An 18,137-nucleotide genomic window follows, 5' to 3' on the forward strand; every position below is an offset into this window, starting at 1 on the left:
GCACAAAGGCGCTGCGAACCCGTTCACCGCTGCACGCAGCCAAAGGGTAGATGAATCTTTCATAGGCTATTTAGACAAAAATCATACATTTCCGAATCAAAAACAACTCAATACGAAAGACTACCAACAACAAACGAAATGCCGTTGACCTAGAATGGCGCAGCTTCGCGCACCATCAAATGTCACCGGATCGTCATACAAAGGCTTGTGACTGCGGGTTCTGCCCATGGTGCGGCGCGTTGCCCATGCAAACAATGACATCCATATGTCATACGGATGACTTAGTGTGCATCACCGCATATTTCGTCAACGATCGTTAGAGGAGCCTTCATGCAATTCAAGCAACTGGCCATGGCCGCCGCCGTCGCCGCTACTACTTTCTCGGCACAAGCCGTCACCGAAATCCAATGGTGGCACTCGATGACTGCCGTGAATAACGAGTGGGTCAATGACCTGGCCAAGCAGTTCAACGAAAGCCAGAAGGATTACAAGGTCGTGCCCACGTTCAAGGGCGTGTACGACGAATCCATGACGGCCGCGATTGCAGCCTTCCGCTCGGGCAACGCCCCTCACATCCTGCAGGTGTTTGAAGTGGGTACCGCCACCATGATGGCTTCCAAGGGTGCGACCGTGCCCGTGGGCAAGGTGATGCATGACGCCGGCGTCGCTTTCGATCCCAAGGCCTATATCCCCGCCGTGGCCGGTTACTACACGGCCCCCAACGGCCAGATGCTGAGCTTCCCCTTCAACAGCTCGACAACCATCTTCTACTACAACAAGGACGCCTTCAAGAAGGCCGGCCTGAACCCCGACGTCGCCCCCAAGACCTGGCCCGAAGTCTTTGCTGCCGCCAAGAAGCTCAAGGAAAGCGGCCACAGCTGCCCCATGACCCTGGCATGGCAAGGCTGGACCCAGCTGGAGTCCTTCTCCACCTGGCACAACGTGGAATTCGCCACCGAGCACAACGGTCTGAGCGCCAACGGCTACAAGGCGCGCATGAAGATCAACTCGCCTCTGCACGTCAAGCACATCGACAACCTGGCCGCAGCAGCCAAGGCCGGCGAGTTTGTCTACAAGGGCCGCGCCTCCACTTCCCAGGCTTCGTTCACCGCCGGTGAATGCGCCATGATCCAGACTTCGTCCGGCTTCTACGGCGATGTGGCCAAGAACGCCAAGTTCAACTACGCCCTGGCTCCCCTGCCCTACTATCCCGATGTCAAGGGCGCTCCCCAGAACACCGTGATCGGCGGCGCTTCGCTGTGGGTCATGGCAGGCAAGAAGGCCGAAGAGTACAAGGGCGTGGCCAAGTTCTTCGAGTTCCTGTCGCAGACCAAGGTGCAGGCCGCTTCGCACCAGCGCACCGGCTACCTGCCCGTGACCATGGCGGCCTATGACCTGACCGAAAAGTCCGGTTTCTACGCCAAGCACCCCGGCACCGACACCGCCGTGACGCAGATGATCCGCAAGGTGACCGACAACTCGCGCGGCATCCGTCTGGGCAACTACGTGCAGATCCGTACCATCGAGGACGAAGAACTCGAACAGGTGTGGGCTGGCAAGAAGACCGGCAAGCAGGCGCTGGACTCCATCGTGAGCCGCGGCAACGAACTGCTGGCTCGCTTCGAGCGCTCCTACAAACAGTAAACCCTCCAGGCACCCGCAAGGGTGCCGCCAAGGCCTGCGGGGCCTTCAAACAAGGCTCTGCACCCCCAAATACCCCGTTGACTGCACCCAGGCTCCGGCGGTTTTTTTATTTGTAACTCCTCATGGAAAAACGCGTTCTTTTCCGATCCAAGTGGCTTCCCTGGGTGCTGATCGCCCCCCAGCTACTGATCATCGGCATCTTCTTCTTCTGGCCCGCCGGTCAGGCTGTGCTCCAGTCATTCCAGATGGAAGACGCGTTCGGCATGAGTACCGAATGGGTTGGCCTGGACAACTTCCGCCAGTTGTTCGCCGACCCCACCTATCTGAATTCCTTCAAGCGCACAGCACTGTTCTCCGTGCTGGTGGCCGGCGTCGGCATTGCCGTTTCGCTGGCTCTGGCCATCTTTGCGGATCGCATCATCCGCTTTGCCATGGTCTACAAGACCTTGCTGATCATCCCCTACGCAGTGGCTCCCGTGATCGCAGGCGTGCTGTGGGTCTTCATGTTCTCGCCCTCCATCGGTGTGGTGACCCATTACATGGGCAAGCTGGGCTATGAATGGAACCATCTGATGAACGAAAACCAGGCCATGGCCCTGATCGTCATCACCTCGGTGTGGAAACAGATTTCCTACAACTTCCTGTTCTTCCTCGCCGGGCTGCAGTCCATCCCCAAGGCACTGATCGAAGCCGCATCCATCGACGGTGCCGGCCCATGGCGCCGCTTCTGGAACATCCAGCTGCCGCTGCTCTCGCCCACCACCTTCTTCCTGCTGGTGATCAACGTCGTCTACGCCTTCTTCGACACCTTCGGCATCATTGATGCAGCCACGCAGGGCGGCCCCGGCCAGTCCACATCGATTCTGGTCTACAAGGTCTACCAGGACGGCTTCAAGGCGCTGGACCTGGGCGGCTCCGCAGCCCAGTCCGTGATCCTGATGCTGATTGTTGTCGTGCTGACTGTGATCCAGTTCCGCTATGTTGAAAAGAAAGTGCAGTACTGATCATGGTCGATCGTAATCCCTGGCTTGCCTTCATCTCCCACGCCGTGCTGCTGCTGGGTGTGGCCATCGTGGCCTTTCCGCTGTATCTGGCGCTGGTCGCATCCACCCATACGGCGGACGCCATCGTGCAGTCCCCCATGCCGCTGCTGCCCGGCTCGCATATGTGGGAAAACTACCGCGAAGCCCTGCTCGGTTCGGGCAAGCTCGGCTCCAACACCAATGTCGTGCAGATGATGTGGGTGAGCTTTGTCGTGGCCATGGTCATCACCGTGGGCAAGATCGCCATCTCGCTGCTGTCGGCCTTTGCCATCGTCTACTTCCGCTTCCCGTTCAAGATGGTCTGCTTCTGGGCGATTTTCCTGACGCTGATGCTGCCCGTGGAAGTGCGTATCCTGCCCACCTACAAGGTCGTGGCCGAGCTGGGCATGCTCAACAGCTACGCCGGCCTGACCCTTCCCCTGATTGCCTCGGCAACCGCCACCTTCCTGTTTCGTCAGTTCTTCCTGACCGTGCCGGACGAGCTGGTGGAGGCCGCGCGCATCGACGGCGCCGGCGCCATGCGCTTTTTCAAGGACATCCTGGTGCCCTTGTCCAAGACCTCGATTGCCGCGCTGTTCGTGATCCAGTTCATCTACGGCTGGAACCAGTACCTGTGGCCGCTGCTGATGACCACCTCGGAAGACATGTACCCCGTGGTGATCGGCATCAAGCGCATGCTGGCCGGCGGTGAAGCCGCCGTGGACTGGAACATTGTGATGGCGACCGCCATTCTGGCCATGCTGCCCCCGACAGCCGTGGTGATGCTGATGCAAAAGTGGTTTGTCAAAGGCCTGGTGGATACCGAGAAATAAAGCTCGCCCCCACTGCCTCCACCACCTTCTTTTGACCCATTGAACGAATACCTGGAATACCTCTCATGGCATCCATCTCCCTGAAGAACATCGTCAAGCGCTACGGCTCCGGCAAGTCCGCCGTGCCCGTCATTCACGGCATCAACGTCGAAATCAACGACGGCGAATTCATCGTGCTGGTCGGCCCCTCGGGCTGCGGCAAGTCCACCCTGCTGCGCATGATCGCCGGCCTCGAAGAAATCACCGACGGCGACCTGCTGATCGGCAGCAACAAGGTCAACGACCTGGAGCCCGCCAAGCGCAATATCGCCATGGTGTTCCAGAACTACGCGCTCTACCCCCATATGAGCAACTACGAGAACATGGCCTACGGCCTGAAGCTCGCCAAGGTGCCCGAGGACGAGATCAAGCGCCGCGTGGACAAGGCTGCCAAGATTCTGGAGCTGAGCCATCTGCTGGACCGCAAGCCGCGCCAGCTCTCCGGCGGCCAGCGCCAGCGCGTGGCCATGGGCCGCGCCATCGTGCGCCAGCCCCAGGTCTTTCTGTTCGACGAACCCCTGTCCAATCTGGACGCCAAGCTGCGCGGCCAGACCCGCCTGGAAATCCAGAAGCTGCACGCCGAGCTGGGCATCACCAGCCTGTTCGTGACCCATGACCAGGTCGAGGCCATGACCCTGGCCCAGCGCATGGTGGTGATGAACGGCGGCAATGTGGAGCAGTTCGGCACGCCCGAAGAGGTCTATCACACGCCCGCCTCCACCTTTGTGGCTGGTTTCATCGGCTCTCCTCCCATGAACCTGCTCAAGCACTCGCCCAACGGCAAGCCCGGCATGATCCTGGGCATCCGTCCCGAGCATATCGACCTGGTGGAAGCCGGCGGCGTGGAGTTCAAGGTCCAGACCGTGGAACTGCTGGGCGCCGAACGCCTGCTCTACGGCAAGGTGGGCGACGAAGACGTCACCGTGCGCGTGGAAGAAGGCAAGCCCTATCCCAAGCCCGGTGAAACGGCCCGCATCTCGGCACGCGAAGACCGCCTGCACTGGTTCAACGCCGAAACCGGCAAACGCGTATAAATCGAAATACCCCCCTGAGCGGCTTCGCCGCTTCCCCCTCTCTGGCGCGAACGCCGGAGGGGGACGACACCCTCGGTGCGGGGCGGCGCGGCCGGCCCAGGCCCTTCCTCGGTATCTCCTGTTTGAATGCTGCCTGCTCCAGGCGCAGCGCCAAACTCGCAGAAAAGTGTTGAGCCGCAAACCTTTGTTGGATTGATCATGACTACTGCTTTGAAACCCTGGCCCTATCCCCGCTGGGTGGCCCACCGCGGCGCCGGCAAGCTGGCACCTGAGAACACCATGAGCGCCTTCCGTCTGGGCGCGCAACATGGCTACCGCTTTTTTGAATGCGATGCCAAGCTCAGCCAGGACGGCGTGCTGTTTCTGATGCATGACGCCACGCTGGAACGCACCACCAACGGCCACGGCATTGGCGGCGCACTGAGCATGGGAGAGATCGCCCAGCTCGACGCCGGCAGCTGGCACTCGCGCGCCTATGCGGGCGAAGCCCTGCCCACGCTGGAGGCCCTGGCACGCTGGTGCCTGGCCAACCATCTGCACCTGAATGTGGAAATCAAGCCGACCCCGGGCCAGGAACTGGAAACCGGCCGCGCCTGCGGCGAGCTGATGCAGCGCATCTGGCCGCAAACCGAGGTACAGCCGCTGTTCACCTCGTTCAAGTCCGAATCGCTCAAGGGCGCCCGCGAGACCGCAGCCCATATTCCGCGCGGCCTGCTGGTGGACAAGCTGGCCGACGCCAGCGGCGACGCCGACCTGAAGCTGGCCCTGGAGCTGGACTGCAGCGCCATGGTGCTCAACCATGCGCTGTGGACACCCGAGCTGGTGACCAAGGTGCATGGCGCAGGCCTCTACTGCAGCAGCTACACCGTCAACGACCAATGGGCCGCACAACGCCTGATCGACCTGGGCACGGACGGCATCATCACCGACCGCGTGGATATGTTCAGCCCCGCGCAGACAGGCGATCAGCTGTAAATCAGTAGCTGCTTACGCAGATCTACCTTGAATTTCAGCATCAATCAATGCTGGATTCCTTTCAAATCAAGCGCAAACAGCTTCGATACCCATAGCAAAACAAAAGCCCGGCCACCCAAAGTGACCGGGCTTTTTTGCGTTCACCACCTCCAATACTGGCACTGACAAATCAGGGCAGCCGCGCAAGCGCCTCAGGGGGTGTCAATCCAGTTTCGTGCCCGAGGCCTTGACGGCTGCCGCCCAGCGCGGCGTCTCGCCGGCCAGGAACTTGCCGAAGGCTTCAGAGCCGAGGAAGGCCGGATCGGCGCCCTGCTCCACCATGCGGCTCTTCACGTCGGGCATGTTCATCACCTGCTGGAAGGCATTGCTCAGCTTGGCCGTCACCTCCTTGGGCAGACCGGCAGGCGCGAGGAAGCCATAGAAGCCCACCACCTCGAAGCCCTTGAGGCCGGACTCGATGGCGGTCGGCACCTCGGGCAGCGCGGGGTTGCGCTCCTTGCTGGTCACGGCCAGAGCGCGCACCTTGCCCTGCTTGTGATAGGCCGCAGCCTGAGGAATGCTCTCGGCCATGAACTGCACCTGGCCGCCGATCAGATCGGTGAACGCAGGCGCACTGCCCTTGTAGGGAATGTGCACCAGATCCACGCCTGCGGCGCTCTTGAACATCTCGGGCACCAGATGGCTGATGCCGCCGTTGCCGGCCGAGCCGAAGTTGATCTTGCCGGGGTTGGCCTTGGCATAGCTCGTGAACTCGGTCAGCGTCTTGGCCGGCACCTTGTTGTTGACCAGCAGCGCCAGCGGCTGCATGGCGGTGCGGGCAATCGGCGTGAAATCCTTGAGCGTGTTGTAGGGCAGCTTGCTGTAGAGCGCAGGGTTGATGACCATCACGCCGGTATTGGCCAGCATCAGCGTGTAGCCGTCGGCGGGCGAGCGCATCACGTCCTGCGCCCCCACCGAGCCGCCCGCTCCGGGCTTGTAATCCACCACCAGCGGCTGACCGAGCACGCCTTGCAGCTTGTCGGTCAGCAGACGGGCATGCTGGTCCAGCGGGCCGCCGGCGGGAAAGCCCAGCACGATGCGAATCGGCTTGGTGGGAAAGGCGTCCTGAGCCTGTGCGCCCGCGGACAAAAGCAGGCCTGCACCAGCCATCAGGCCGGCCAGTATGTTCATTGAAGTCTTGTTCATTGTTGTCTCCTTGGTTTTAGAAATCACCGGCCGCACAAAGCGCTGTCCGGGCAGGCTGATCTGGCAGCCAGCCTGTGCTGGATCGCTGCATTCGAGCCATGATTTGAACCATGGCGAGAGCCGGCCGGCATAAAAAAGCGCTTCTCGAGGGAAGCGCTTGGGTGCCTGAGTGCAAAGCGGCAATCAGCGCTTGGGTTGCCAGGCCAGCGCCTTGTTCTGCTGCTCGGCTACCTGGGCAATGCTGAGCTTGTTGGCCGCTTCATCGCGGCGCTTGGCGGCATCGCCGCCCAGCTCCATGGCCGCCAGGTTGTACCAGAAGTAGGCCCTGGCATTGTCACGCGGCACGCCCTGACCCTGTGCATAGACCATGCCCAGGTTGTACTGGGCAGCGGCATCGCCCTGCTCGGCCGCACGCTGATACCACTGCACGGCCTTGCCGTAGTCGCGCGCAGCGCCCTGGCCTTCGGCGTACATCACGCCCAGGCGGTTCTGCGCACCGGAATGGCCTTGCTCGGCTGCCGCGGCATACCACTTCATCGCCTGAGCGGGGCTGGCGGCACTGCCCTGGCCATCGGCATACAGACGCGCCAGGTTGAACTGGGCCAAGGCATCGCCCTTGTCGGCCGCGCGGCGGAACCACTGCATGGCCGTCGCATAGTTCTGCGCAACGCCACGGCCTTCGGCGTACAGCGTACCCACGTTGTTGATGGCGGCAGCATGGCCTTGCTCGGCCGCCTTCTGATACCACTGCAGAGCCGTGCCGTAGTTCTGGGGCGTGCCCAGGCCTTCGGCATAGATGGTGCCCAGGTTGTACTGGGCATCGGCATGATTTTGGTCAGCCGCGCGCTGGAACCATTGCGCCGCATAGGCAGGGCTTTGCTCCACACCCAGACCGTAGAGATACAGACGACCCAGATGGTTCTGGCCGTCGGCATTCCATTGCTCGGCGCTCTTCTGGAACCAGGAAGCCGCCAGCTTGTAGTCGCGCGGGACACCCACGCCATCCATATACATGCGGCCCAGGCTGTTCTGGGCCCTGGCATCGCCCTGCTCGGCAGCGCGCTGCAGCCACTGAGCGGCCTGCACGGGGTCCAGCTTCACGCCCACGCCGTCGGACAGCATGGAGCCCAGCTGGTTCTGCGCTTCCGCATGGCCTTGATCGGCCGCTTTCTTGAACCAGTCGGCAGCCGTCATGTAGTTCACGGCCACGCCATTGCCCTTGAGGTAGCGCTGGCCCAGCTCGAACTGGGCCGTCACATGGCCTTGAGCGGCAGATTTTTCCAGCCACTGGGCTGCGGTGCTGAAGCTCTGGGGCACGCCCAGACCTTCCTGATAGAGGTGGGACAGGTTGTACTGGGCCACGGCATTGCTCTGCTGCGCCGCGCGGCCATACCACTGGGCAGCCTCGCGATAGTTCTGCGGCAGGCCCTGGCCGTTGGCATACAGCGCCCCCAGGCTGTTCTGGGCACCCGCATGTCCCTGAGCTGCGGCCTTGCGGAACCATTGCGCAGCCGTGGCGGCATTCTGGGGCACGCCCTGGCCGTGCACATACATTTCGCCCAGCTGGTTCTGCGCCTTGGCATCGCCGCGCTCGGCAGCCTGCAGCGGACCGGCCGTGGAGGCCACGCGTGTGCCGGCAATCGGCAGCGGGCCGTATTGCAGACGGCTGAATTCAAACTGGGGGCCCGATGTGGCGGCTCTGGAATCGCGCAAAAAATTCATGCGACCTTCCGCACCGGTTTGCGCGGATGCGCTCTGGGCAAAGGCCGCCAGACTCGACATGACCAGCGCTGCGATGGGAGTGAACTTCATTCCGGTACGATTCCTAGACGCTTGTTGTTACATCAGACATACGATGACACCAACCTGCGAGCGTAACTGATTCTGATAGCAGCTTCGATAAGGAATCCCTCAATCGCGGCATCCTCGCCACAGTTTTTTTGACATTTGACCGTGACATGAAAAAGCCCGGCAACGCCGGGCCTGGAGCGATGAACAGGTTTCAGCCTCTGGTCATCTGCTGGCGCACATAGTTCGCCAGCACCTGCATGAGCTCGGCAAAATGCGTGCGCAGCGGCTCGAAGCCGGCATTCGGTTCGCGCGTGTCCTCATCCATATAGACGGGGCGACGGATCTCGATCTGCATGGAGTGGCGATTGAGCTGCGGCTGGCCTATGCGCCCGATCAACTCCACGCCCTTGTAGGGCTCGTTATAGGCCACGCTGTAGCCAAAGCCCTTGAGCGTATCGCCCACCAGATGGATGAACTCGGGCGCACAGGTCGTGCCGTCGCGGTCGCCCAGCACGAAGTCGGCCAGCGGCGGCGCATCGCTGCGCCCCAGTCGCTGGTACACATCGTTGGGCATGGAGTGCAGATTCAGGTGCCACACGGCCCCGAAGCGCGCCACGCTGTCGTCGATGGCCTGCGCCAGCGCCGCGTGATAGGGGCGCCAGTAGCGCTCGATACGGTGCTGCACTTCGGCCACGGTGCGCTTGCGCTCATACAAAGAAGTGGCCACGCCGGCCTTGCTGATGCGCTGCCAGATCAGGCCCAGCCCCTGCTGAGTCTTGATGCTGGGCGACAGCGGCACCGGCCACTCGCCCTCGATCTGCGCAGGGTCCAGGTCGGACTCGTTGCGATTGGGGTCGACATAGGTGCGCGGAAAAGTCGCTTCCAGCAATGTAGCTCCGAACTCGGGCCAGCGGTCCCAGAGCGCGGCCACATGCGTGTCCTCGCCGCGACGCAGCAGACTCATGAGCACGACGGTGCCGAAGTCCTCGGGGTAGGCCGTGCCGCTGTGCGGCGAGTCGCAGACTATGGGCAGAACCTCGCCCCGGGCCGGGTGCACCAGCACCGGCTCGGCCGGTCTGGCTTGCAGAAAATCAGGCACAGACATTGAAGCCTTCATCAGTCCAGCTTGATATTGGCGCGCTTGGCCACGGCCGTGTAACGCTCGATCGCAGTCTTGATCTGCTTGGCAAACTGCTCGGGCGTGTTGCCCATGGACTCGCCGGAGATGGACTTCTGCTTTTCCAGATAGTCGGGCGAAGCCATGACCTTGTGCGCCGCAGCATTGAGCTTGTCGATGATCGGCTTGGGTGTGCCCGCAGGCGCCACCAGGCCAAACCAGCCGCCGTCGCCCATCTGGGGGTAGCCCAGCTCGGTATAGGTGGGCACATCGGGCAGCACATCGCTGCGCTTGAGGGCCAGGACGGCCAGGGGACGCAGCTGGCCGGCCTTGATATGCGGCAGGGTCGAGGGCAGGTTGTCCGTCATGGCATTGACCTGCCCGCCCAGCGCATCGGTAATCGCCTGGCCCGCCCCCTTGTAGGGAATGTGCAGCAACTGAATGCCCGCCAGATTCATGAAGTTCTCGATATTGGCATGACCCAGGGAACCCGTGCCCGGCGAGGCAAAGGTGTACTTGTCGGGGTTGGCCTTGGCCAGCGCGATGAATTCCTTCATGGTCTTGGCAGGCACGCTGGCGTTCACGACGAAGACGCTGGGCACGCTCATCACATTGGTGATGGGAGCAAAGTCCTTGATCGCGTCATAGGGAAGCTTGCGGAAGATGGCCGGGTTGGAGCCATGGGTGGACACCGTGGCCATGCCGATGGTGTAGCCGTCGGGAGCGGCCTTGGCGATTTCCGAAGCGCCGATGGAGCCGCCGGCTCCGCCGCGGTTATCCACCACCACGGCCTTGCCCAGTATCTGGCCCATCTTGTCGGCCAGCAAGCGCGCCACCATGTCGGTGGAGCCACCGGCTCCAAAGGGCACGATCAGGCGGATGGGGCGATTGGGGTAGTCCGCTGCGGCATTGGCAGCGAACGCAGGGGACAGCGCGGCTGCCGCTGCGCAGGCGGCAATGGACGACAGAACGGTACGACGAATGGCCATGCGGCTTCTCCTTGGATCTCTTGAAAGACTGGTTATGGGCCGGTTCAGAGCATTTCACCGGACGCTCCGACCTTTGTTTCATTCTGTGCCCCAGGCCGCATGGCGAAAAGCGACAAGACGGCACGCAAGTATTACCAGCCGTCATAATCCAAACCCTCATGCGCATGCACTCTCCATCCCTCTCCGAACTTCACGCCTTTGCCGCGGCCGCCCGCCTGGGCAGTTACTCGCTCGCTGCGCAGGAGCTGTATGTGACGCAGGGCGGCATCAGCCGGGCCATTGCCAGGCTTGAGGAACATCTGGGCTTTGCCCTGTTCGAGCGCCTGGGCAGACGCAACGCGCTCACTGCGGCTGGACAGGACTATCTGCAGGCGATAGAGCCCGCCGTGATGGCGATAGAGGCCGCGTCGGCCGCCGCCCGCAGGCGCCGCCACGGGCCGCAGTTGCGCCTGTCGGTCATTCCCACGCTGTTCAGCCACTGGCTGATTCCGCGCCTGCCCGACTTCAACCGCCGTTATCCGCAAATCATGCTTTCCTTCGCGCCCTACCGGCGCGACGATCCGCTCAATGCGCCGGAGATCGATGCCTGGATTCGCGTCGGCAGCCAGCACTGGCCGGCAGGCGTGGAGGCCGAGTATGTGATCGGCCGCGACCTCATTCCCATCTGCCACCCGCGCGAGCTGCAGGGACCGAACCCCATCCGCAGCGAGCAGGATCTGCTGAACCGCCCGCTGCTGTTTCACACCAACTACCCTGGCAACTGGGCCAGCTGGATGCAGGCCCGGGGCATGAGCCAGTCCTGCCCCGCCCCGGTTGCGGACTTCGAGACCGTGGCCCTGCTGGTGCAGGCCGTGGCCGCGGGCATGGGGGTGGCCATGGTACAGCGCTGCCTGGTGGAAGAAGATCTGGCCTCGGGACGCGTGGCTCTGGCACTGAATGCGCCGGTGCATATCGAGCGCGGCTACTTTCTGTGCCAGCAAGGCAACCGCCCCCCCACGGAGGCCTTGAAGCAGTTTCGCAGCTGGATACTGGAGCAGGCCGAGCCCAGGGCCGTCAGCGACTGAGGCCTGGCCGGACACTGGCGCGAATACAACAGGCTCTCTTGAGTCAGATCAAGATTTCACGCAAAACAGCTTTCCGGCCGGTACGCCAATCAGCGCCAGGCTCTGGAAAGCACCCACTGGCAGCAGGCACTTGTGCAGACCAGTGCGGCATAAGCGAGCATCTTGCCGTCGCGTGAAAACAGCCAGAGACTGAGCAGCAAAACCGCTACACCCAATATGAAATTAATAGCTACCTGTGCAATAAAGGATTGGGCTCCAGCCTTGTTTTGCTTTAAAAAGCGAGCACAGATTGCCAGGCCCAGAGCGAGAAAAAACGCAGGGGCGAGGAAGTTGAGTAAATGATTAACGCTCGCAACAAAATCCATGGCAACAATCGATTCCAAGGCTTTGAGCCCGGGGGGTGCCCAATTCGGTACTAAATTTTATAATCCCCTGTTATGGCAGTCTGGGCTTTAGGTATCAATCACCACACGGCTCCGCTCGATATGCGGGGCCGTTTTGCGTTCGCGCTCGATCAGATCGCGCCGACGCTGCAAGGCCTGCGCGCATCTCTGTCCCACGCTGGCCGGGCTCACAGCGCCGTGGAAACCGCCATCCTCTCCACCTGCAACCGCACCGAGATCTACTGCGCTGCCGACGCCCCCGCCATGGATCACACCATGCACTGGCTGGCCAACAGCGGCGGCGTGGCGCCTGAATTGCTGCGCCAGCACTCGTATCTGCTGCAGGATGGCTCGGTCGCCCGCCACGCCTTCCGCGTGGCCTCGGGGCTGGACTCCATGGTGCTGGGCGAGGCGCAGATCCTCGGCCAGATGAAGAACGCCGTGCGCGCGGCCGAGACTGCGGGTGCCCTGGGCACCACGCTCAACCAGTTGTTCCAGCGCAGCTTTGCCGTGGCCAAGGAAGTGCGCAGCTCCACCGAGATCGGTGCGCACAGCATCTCCATGGCTGCCGCTGCCGTACGCCTGGCCGGCCAGCTGTTCGAAGACCTCAGCAAGATTCGCGTGCTCTTCGTGGGCGCGGGCGAGATGATCGAGCTGGTCTCCACCCACTTCGCTGCCCGCAACCCCAGGCAGATCACCATCGCCAACCGCACCATGGAGCGCGGCGAAAAGCTCGCCGCCCAGTTCGGCGCCGGCACCATGCGTCTGGCCGACCTGCCCGAGCATCTGCACGAGTACGACGCCATCATCAGCTGCACGGCATCCACCCTGCCCATCATCGGCCTGGGTGCCGTGGAGTCGGCCCTCAAGAAGCGCAAGCGCCGCCCCATCTTCATGGTCGATCTGGCCGTGCCGCGCGATATCGAATCCGAGGTCAAAGACCTCAACGACGTCTACCTCTATACCGTGGACGATCTGGCAACCGTCGTGCGTACCGGTCAGGCCCAGCGCCAGGCCGCCGTGCAACAGGCCGAAGTCATCATCGACACCGGCGTGCAGAGCTTTATGCAGTGGATGGACCAGCGCAATCCCGTGGGTGGCGCGGTCTCGCTGATCCAGCAGGTCAATGCCCAGGCCGACGAATGGCGTGCGCTGGAAATTGCCCGTGCCAAAAAGCTGCTGGCCAAGGGCGAAGACATCGATACCGTGCTGGAAGCGCTCTCGCGCGGCCTCACACAGAAAATGCTGCACGGCACCATGGCCGAGCTGCACAAGGGCGACGCCGCAGAGCGCGCCCAGACGGCGGACACCGTCTCCCGCCTGTTCCTGCGCGCCAGCCGCAACCCCAGCAAGCTTTAGCGACGCTCGCCCGCTTGGTCGCTGCCGTCCTCGCGCAGCGCAAGGCCCGACCGTGGCCTGCCCGCCCTCTTCCCTGACTCCACAAAGGTGAGCCCCTTCACCTTTCCCAAGCCCTCGGTACCCCCTATGCAAGACTTTTTGCGCAACCAGCTCGAACGCTATGCCCAACGCCTGCAGGAGCTGGATTTTCTGCTCTCGCGCGAAGACATCATGGGCGACATGAAGCAGTACCGCACCATCTCGCGCGAACATGCCGATGTGACGGCGATTGCCAGCCGCTACACGCGCTACCTGCAGACCGAAGCCGACATCGCCGCCGCGCGTGAAATGCTGGACGACCCCGACATGGCCGAAATGGCTCAGGAAGAGATCGGCAGCGGCGAGGCCGAGCTGATCAAGCTCGAGGACGAACTGCAGCGCCTGCTGCTGCCCAAGGACCCCGACGATGCCCGCCCCGCCTTTGTCGAAATCCGCGCCGGCACGGGCGGCGACGAATCGGCCCTGTTTGCCGGCGACCTGACCCGCATGTACACCCGCTACGCCGCCAATGTGGGCTGGAAGGTGGAGGTGATGAGCGCCAGCGAAAACGAAATCGGCGGCTACAAGGAAGTGGTGCTGCGCATCGAGGGCGACAATGTGTACGGCGCGCTGCGCTTCGAGTCGGGCGGCCACCGCGTGCAGCGTGTGCCCGCCACCGAAACCCAGGGACGCATCCACACCAGCGCCTGCACCGTGGCCGTGATGCCCGAGCCCGACGAGGCCGAGGCCATCACGCTCAATCCCGCCGATCTGCGCATCGACACCTTTCGCGCCAGCGGTGCCGGCGGCCAGCACATCAACAAGACCGACTCCGCCGTGCGCGTGGTCCACCTGCCCACGGGCATCGTGGCCGAATGCCAGGACGGCCGCAGCCAGCACAGCAACAAGGCCAAGGCCCTGCAGGTGCTGCAGGCCCGCATCCAGGAAAAGGAACGCAGCGAGCGGGCCGCCAAGGAAGCGGCCATGCGCAAGGGCCTGATCGGCTCGGGCGACCGCAGCGACCGCATCCGCACCTACAACTTTCCCCAGGGCCGCCTCACCGACCACCGCATCAACCTCACGCTGTACAAGCTGCTGGCCGTGATGGAAGGCGATCTGGGCGATGTGATCCAGGCCCTGCAACATGCACGCGAGGCCGAGTTGCTGGCGGAGCTGGCAGCTTCCTGAGTCTGCAGGCACCGGCAGGCTGCAGCCGGCTCGAGCCGGGTCCGTTCGAACGCTTCGCCAGAAATGGGAACAATTTCAAGATGACACAGCGCTTTTTGCCGGTTCTGGTTTCTGCTCTGCTATCCGGCCTGTTGTTCACATCGACCGCCGCCCAGGCTCAGGCCTTGCGCAAGCCATCGGCCTATGACTCGGGTGCGGGGCGCCCGGTCGACGCCAGCGGCAACCGCAACGCTCCTGCCAGCCTGCCGGCCCTGACCAGCCGCGCCGATTTCGATCGCGTGGCCCGCATCTTCGACCCGGCCAGCGCCATGCCCCATGTGCTGTTTGTGATCGACCGTCACAGCAAGAGCGCACCGCTGCATTTCATCAACACGCCGCGTTACGCGTTTCACGAAGATTTTCTGCGCGCCAAAAGCCTGCTACAGGGCGGCAAGCCAGAGCTCAACCGCAATTACCGCGAGCCGGGCCGTCGCTTCATTCTCGGCACGCTGAGCTGGCAGCCCGTGCTCAAGGACTACAGCTACGAGTTCTGGGAAGGCGACCAGCTCACGCCCGAGCTGCTGCAGACCACGGCGGCCGCGCTGAAAACCGGCTTCTTCGCCCCTGTGCGCTTCAAGGCCAACTCCACGCAGCAGGAAGCCGTGGCCCAGCAGGCCGGTGTTGCAGCGGTCACCCAGGCCCAGTTGCTGGGAGCCCAGACCTATCTGCCGCTGAACCAGGGCCAGGCCGTGGGCCGGCTGCGCATCCTGAATCAGGCCGAAGCCGTGAATGACCTCCAGCCCAGGGACATCGTGCTGTTGCGTGAAGTACCCATCAGCCTGCCGCCCGTGGCCGGCGTGGTGACGGAGCGCCCCTCCACGGTGCTGTCCCATGTCAATCTGCTGGCGCGCGGCTGGGGCATACCCAATGCCTATGTGCAAAAAGCCGCCGAGCAATACGCGGACTTCAACGGCCGCTGGGTGCATATCGACGTGCAGCCCGCCGGCTTTGCGCTGCGCGCCGCCACGGCTGCCGAACAACAGAGCGCCGAAAAGCAGGCCCAGCAACCGCCGGCCAAGGGCCGCAAGGTCTTGCTGCAGCCCGATCTGCGTCGCAGCGAACTGGTGCCTCTGGCCGCTCTGCGCAGCGCGGACCGCCGCCGCTGCGGTGCCAAGGCCGCCAATCTGGGCGAGATCCAGTCCGCCCGCCTCGCGGACGTCAGCGTGCCCGATGGCTTTTGCATTCCGTTTGCCGCCTATGCCGACTTCATGCGCTCCAACGGCCTGGCCGAGCGCATTGCCCGCATGAGCCAACAGCCCGGCTTCGCGACGGATGCCGGTATCCGAAGGCAGGCCCTGTCCGCGCTGCAGGCCGAAATCGAGCAATGGCCCGTCAGCCCGGCCGCGGCCGATGGCTGGGCACAGCGCTGGTCCGGCCAGTTGGGCAGCCAGGGCGTGTTCGTACGCAGCTCTTCCAGCTCCGAGGACCTGCCCAACTTCAGCGGAGCAGGCCTCTACACCACCGTGCCCAATGTGCGCAGCGAGACGGACCTGGTCGCCGCCGTGCGCAAGGTCTGGGCCTCGATCTACAACTTCGAGGCCTGGGAAGCCAGACAGGCAGCGGGCATCGACGATGCGCAGCTGATGATGTCGGTGTTTGTGCAAAAAGCCGTGGACTCCTCCGCCTCTGGCGTGATGATCACCCGCGACCCCTTCGATGCCTCGCACCGCCACATGAGCTATATCGCCGCCAAGCGCGGCATAGGCATCCGCGTGGTCGAGGGCAAGCGGGTCGCGGAGCAAATCCTCTACTCCAGCCGCAGCAAGGCCGTGCAGGTGCTCAACCGTTCCCAGGACGATGTGGCGCTGCAGCTGGACACCAGGGGCGGCGTGCGCGAAGTGGCCGTGACTGCCGGCCGCGCCGTGCTCAGCGACGCACTGGTGCAGCGACTGGCCCGCGCAGGAGCCAGCATCAAGCAACGCTTTGGCGGCAAGGACCAGGACATCGAGTGGGCCGTGCAGGGCGATCAACTCATCATCCTGCAGTCGCGTCCCTTCATCTCGGCGCCCGGACGTTAAGAATCCGCCATGCTGAATTTCGAGTCACCTGTCGTCATCGAGCTGCTGCAAGCCCGGGGCTGGACCCCGCAGCGAGAAGTCGCCATACCCGCGCTTATCCGGAGCGCTCTGGACCAACAGCCCGCTCTGGCCTGCCACCCCGCCGTGGCTGCGCTGCAGAACCTTGCGGGCTTGCACATAGGCCAGGTGGGCAAGGGACGGGAATGCGCCAGCAGCGATATAGAGTTTGACTGGCTCGAAGCGTATTTCACCGGGGAAGATGCAGACGACGCCCTGCTCTCCTGGGAACAGCGCCTGAACACCAGGCTGATGGCAGTTGCCGAAGTTCACCACTCCCACGGCCAGTTGCTGATGGCGGGCGATGGACGCTGCTTTTCCTGGTCCTTTGTAGGCATGAGCTTCGAGGGCGAGAATATTCAGCAGGCGCTGGAGCATCTGTTGCTGGGAATACGTTCGCGCCCCATGCTGGAGCCCGGCCGGTCGTCGACCCAGCTGTACGGCACGCTCTACAAGGCGGGCGACCCCGAGATATACCCTTGCTGAATTTCAGAAGAAGATGGCCGCCGGCCAATCCATGACCGAACCCTCGCCCCCCACTTTCTCCGTCGCTCAAGCCCTGCAGCAAGCCGCCCGCCAAGGCCTGGCGCGTGTCGATGCACAGATGCTGCTGCTGCACTTGATGCAGCAGCCAGCGCATGCCCGCGCCTGGCTCATCACGCATGACTGCGATGCCCTCAGTCAGGAGCAGCAGCAACGCTGGGACCAGCTGTGCGCCCTGCGCCAGCAGGGCGCGCCCGTGGCCTATCTGACCGGCAGCAAGGAGTTCTACGGCCTGGATCTGGCCGTGGACAGCAGGGTGCTGGACCCGCGCCCCGATACCGAGACCCTGGTGGACTGGGCGCTGGAACTGCTGCCCGAAGGCGCCGCCCACCGCGTCGTGGATCTGGGCACCGGCAGCGGCGCCATTGCCCTGGCTCTGCAAAGCCAGCGCCCCTCAACCCGGGTCATCGCCGTGGACGCCAGCGCCGATGCCCTGGCTGTGGCAAGCAGCAATGCCGCCCGACTCCAACTGCCCGTGCAGTTCGCCCATGGCAGCTGGCTGGAGCCTCTGGACGGGCTGGAACCCGTCGATCTGATCGTCAGCAATCCGCCCTATATCCGCGCCGACGACCCACACCTGGCGGCGCTGACCCACGAACCGCTGTCAGCCCTGGCCAGCGGCGCGGACGGGCTGGAGGACATACGCAGCATCATCGACCAGGCCCCGGCACACCTGAAGGCTGGTGGCTGGCTGCTTTTCGAGCATGGCTGGGATCAGGCCGAAGACGTGGCGCAGCTCATGCAGGCGGCCGGCTTCGAGCAGGTCCAGCACCGCCACGACCTGGCCGGCATTGCACGCTGCACGGGCGGTTGCCGGAGCGGCAAGGCTTGATTTCCAG

16 protein-coding genes are annotated in these 18,137 nt (G+C 63.4%); 11 read left to right on the plus strand and 5 right to left on the minus strand.

From position 1 onward, the window contains the following. Window positions 1–330: 330 nt before the first annotated feature. The 5 genes from ugpB to ugpQ all read left to right on the plus strand — a co-directional run bounded on the left by ugpB (window position 331) and on the right by ugpQ (window position 5,547). Window positions 331–1,644 (plus strand): sn-glycerol-3-phosphate ABC transporter substrate-binding protein UgpB, encoded by a 1,314-nt coding sequence (gene ugpB, locus ACWGXF_RS02125; RefSeq protein WP_003065990.1) that lies wholly within the window; start codon window positions 331–333, stop codon window positions 1,642–1,644. Window positions 1,645–1,766: 122 nt separating this feature from the next. After that, entirely contained in the window at window positions 1,767–2,648 is an 882-nt protein-coding gene (ugpA, locus tag ACWGXF_RS02130; RefSeq protein ID WP_003065988.1) for a sn-glycerol-3-phosphate ABC transporter permease UgpA, read from the plus strand. A 2-nt stretch (window positions 2,649–2,650) separates the two neighbouring features. Next, on the plus strand, window positions 2,651–3,499 hold the full coding sequence (gene ugpE / locus ACWGXF_RS02135) for a sn-glycerol-3-phosphate ABC transporter permease UgpE (protein WP_003065986.1): 849 nt from the start codon (window positions 2,651–2,653) through the stop codon (window positions 3,497–3,499). Between the two features lie 65 nt (window positions 3,500–3,564). Beyond that, complete coding sequence (locus ACWGXF_RS02140) at window positions 3,565–4,572, plus strand: sn-glycerol-3-phosphate import ATP-binding protein UgpC (RefSeq protein WP_003065985.1); 1,008 nt, start codon at window positions 3,565–3,567, stop codon at window positions 4,570–4,572. Between the two features lie 198 nt (window positions 4,573–4,770). After that, window positions 4,771–5,547, plus strand: coding sequence for a glycerophosphodiester phosphodiesterase (gene ugpQ, locus ACWGXF_RS02145; protein ID WP_039049626.1), 777 nt, complete (start codon window positions 4,771–4,773; stop codon window positions 5,545–5,547). Between the two features lie 201 nt (window positions 5,548–5,748). On the opposite strand, the gene ACWGXF_RS02150 is transcribed toward ugpQ, so the two are convergent. The 4 genes from ACWGXF_RS02150 to ACWGXF_RS02165 form a co-directional block, all read right to left on the minus strand. After that, window positions 5,749–6,732: a Bug family tripartite tricarboxylate transporter substrate binding protein gene (locus tag ACWGXF_RS02150; protein ID WP_232096867.1), complete on the minus strand. Its 984-nt coding sequence runs from the start codon at window positions 6,730–6,732 to the stop codon at window positions 5,749–5,751. A gap of 183 nt (window positions 6,733–6,915) precedes the next feature. Continuing rightward, window positions 6,916–8,544, minus strand: coding sequence for a tetratricopeptide repeat protein (locus ACWGXF_RS02155; protein ID WP_452101659.1), 1,629 nt, complete (start codon window positions 8,542–8,544; stop codon window positions 6,916–6,918). Between the two features lie 190 nt (window positions 8,545–8,734). Continuing rightward, window positions 8,735–9,628, minus strand: a complete 894-nt coding sequence (locus ACWGXF_RS02160; RefSeq protein WP_452101660.1) for an N-formylglutamate amidohydrolase — start codon at window positions 9,626–9,628, stop codon at window positions 8,735–8,737. Window positions 9,629–9,639: 11 nt separating this feature from the next. Beyond that, window positions 9,640–10,629 carry a tripartite tricarboxylate transporter substrate binding protein BugE gene (locus tag ACWGXF_RS02165; protein ID WP_003058506.1) on the minus strand — a complete coding sequence of 330 codons (990 nt, stop codon included), beginning with the start codon at window positions 10,627–10,629 and terminating at the stop codon, window positions 9,640–9,642. 158 nt (window positions 10,630–10,787) lie between these two features. On the opposite strand from ACWGXF_RS02165, the gene ACWGXF_RS02170 reads away from it, so the two are divergent. Then, window positions 10,788–11,693 carry a LysR substrate-binding domain-containing protein gene (locus tag ACWGXF_RS02170; protein ID WP_012837116.1) on the plus strand — a complete coding sequence of 302 codons (906 nt, stop codon included), beginning with the start codon at window positions 10,788–10,790 and terminating at the stop codon, window positions 11,691–11,693. 89 nt (window positions 11,694–11,782) lie between these two features. Here the strand turns inward: ACWGXF_RS02170 and ACWGXF_RS02175 are convergent, their stop codons facing one another. Then, entirely contained in the window at window positions 11,783–12,058 is a 276-nt protein-coding gene (locus ACWGXF_RS02175; RefSeq protein ID WP_003065972.1) for a hypothetical protein, read from the minus strand. Window positions 12,059–12,130: 72 nt separating this feature from the next. On the opposite strand from ACWGXF_RS02175, the gene hemA reads away from it, so the two are divergent. The 5 genes from hemA (at window position 12,131) to prmC (ending at window position 18,130) form a co-directional block, all read left to right on the plus strand. Next, window positions 12,131–13,435, plus strand: coding sequence for a glutamyl-tRNA reductase (gene hemA, locus ACWGXF_RS02180; protein WP_039049621.1), 1,305 nt, complete (start codon window positions 12,131–12,133; stop codon window positions 13,433–13,435). A gap of 126 nt (window positions 13,436–13,561) precedes the next feature. Beyond that, window positions 13,562–14,641, plus strand: a complete 1,080-nt coding sequence (prfA, locus tag ACWGXF_RS02185; RefSeq protein ID WP_003058512.1) for a peptide chain release factor 1 — start codon at window positions 13,562–13,564, stop codon at window positions 14,639–14,641. 80 nt (window positions 14,642–14,721) lie between these two features. After that, window positions 14,722–16,698: a PEP/pyruvate-binding domain-containing protein gene (locus tag ACWGXF_RS02190; protein ID WP_256629794.1), complete on the plus strand. Its 1,977-nt coding sequence runs from the start codon at window positions 14,722–14,724 to the stop codon at window positions 16,696–16,698. A gap of 9 nt (window positions 16,699–16,707) precedes the next feature. Beyond that, entirely contained in the window at window positions 16,708–17,241 is a 534-nt protein-coding gene (locus ACWGXF_RS02195) for an SUKH-3 domain-containing protein (protein WP_452101661.1), read from the plus strand. 13 nt (window positions 17,242–17,254) lie between these two features. Beyond that, window positions 17,255–18,130: a peptide chain release factor N(5)-glutamine methyltransferase gene (prmC, locus tag ACWGXF_RS02200; RefSeq protein WP_256629792.1), complete on the plus strand. Its 876-nt coding sequence runs from the start codon at window positions 17,255–17,257 to the stop codon at window positions 18,128–18,130. The last annotated feature ends 7 nt before the right edge of the window (window positions 18,131–18,137 follow it).

This window comes from Comamonas sp. HJ-2, assembly GCF_053615495.1.

Coding starts and splice junctions, on each gene's coding strand:
- ugpB (WP_003065990.1), top strand. CDS start 331: ATGCAATTCAAGCAACTGGCCATGGCCGCCGCCGTCGCCGCTACTACT.
- ugpA (WP_003065988.1), top strand. CDS start 1,767: ATGGAAAAACGCGTTCTTTTCCGATCCAAGTGGCTTCCCTGGGTGCTG.
- ugpE (WP_003065986.1), top strand. CDS start 2,651: ATGGTCGATCGTAATCCCTGGCTTGCCTTCATCTCCCACGCCGTGCTG.
- ACWGXF_RS02140 (WP_003065985.1), top strand. CDS start 3,565: ATGGCATCCATCTCCCTGAAGAACATCGTCAAGCGCTACGGCTCCGGC.
- ugpQ (WP_039049626.1), top strand. CDS start 4,771: ATGACTACTGCTTTGAAACCCTGGCCCTATCCCCGCTGGGTGGCCCAC.
- ACWGXF_RS02150 (WP_232096867.1), bottom strand. CDS start 6,732: ATGAACAAGACTTCAATGAACATACTGGCCGGCCTGATGGCTGGTGCA.
- ACWGXF_RS02155 (WP_452101659.1), bottom strand. CDS start 8,544: ATGAAGTTCACTCCCATCGCAGCGCTGGTCATGTCGAGTCTGGCGGCC.
- ACWGXF_RS02160 (WP_452101660.1), bottom strand. CDS start 9,628: ATGTCTGTGCCTGATTTTCTGCAAGCCAGACCGGCCGAGCCGGTGCTG.
- ACWGXF_RS02165 (WP_003058506.1), bottom strand. CDS start 10,629: ATGGCCATTCGTCGTACCGTTCTGTCGTCCATTGCCGCCTGCGCAGCG.
- ACWGXF_RS02170 (WP_012837116.1), top strand. CDS start 10,788: ATGCGCATGCACTCTCCATCCCTCTCCGAACTTCACGCCTTTGCCGCG.
- ACWGXF_RS02175 (WP_003065972.1), bottom strand. CDS start 12,058: ATGGATTTTGTTGCGAGCGTTAATCATTTACTCAACTTCCTCGCCCCT.
- hemA (WP_039049621.1), top strand. CDS start 12,131: ATGGCAGTCTGGGCTTTAGGTATCAATCACCACACGGCTCCGCTCGAT.
- prfA (WP_003058512.1), top strand. CDS start 13,562: ATGCAAGACTTTTTGCGCAACCAGCTCGAACGCTATGCCCAACGCCTG.
- ACWGXF_RS02190 (WP_256629794.1), top strand. CDS start 14,722: ATGACACAGCGCTTTTTGCCGGTTCTGGTTTCTGCTCTGCTATCCGGC.
- ACWGXF_RS02195 (WP_452101661.1), top strand. CDS start 16,708: ATGCTGAATTTCGAGTCACCTGTCGTCATCGAGCTGCTGCAAGCCCGG.
- prmC (WP_256629792.1), top strand. CDS start 17,255: ATGGCCGCCGGCCAATCCATGACCGAACCCTCGCCCCCCACTTTCTCC.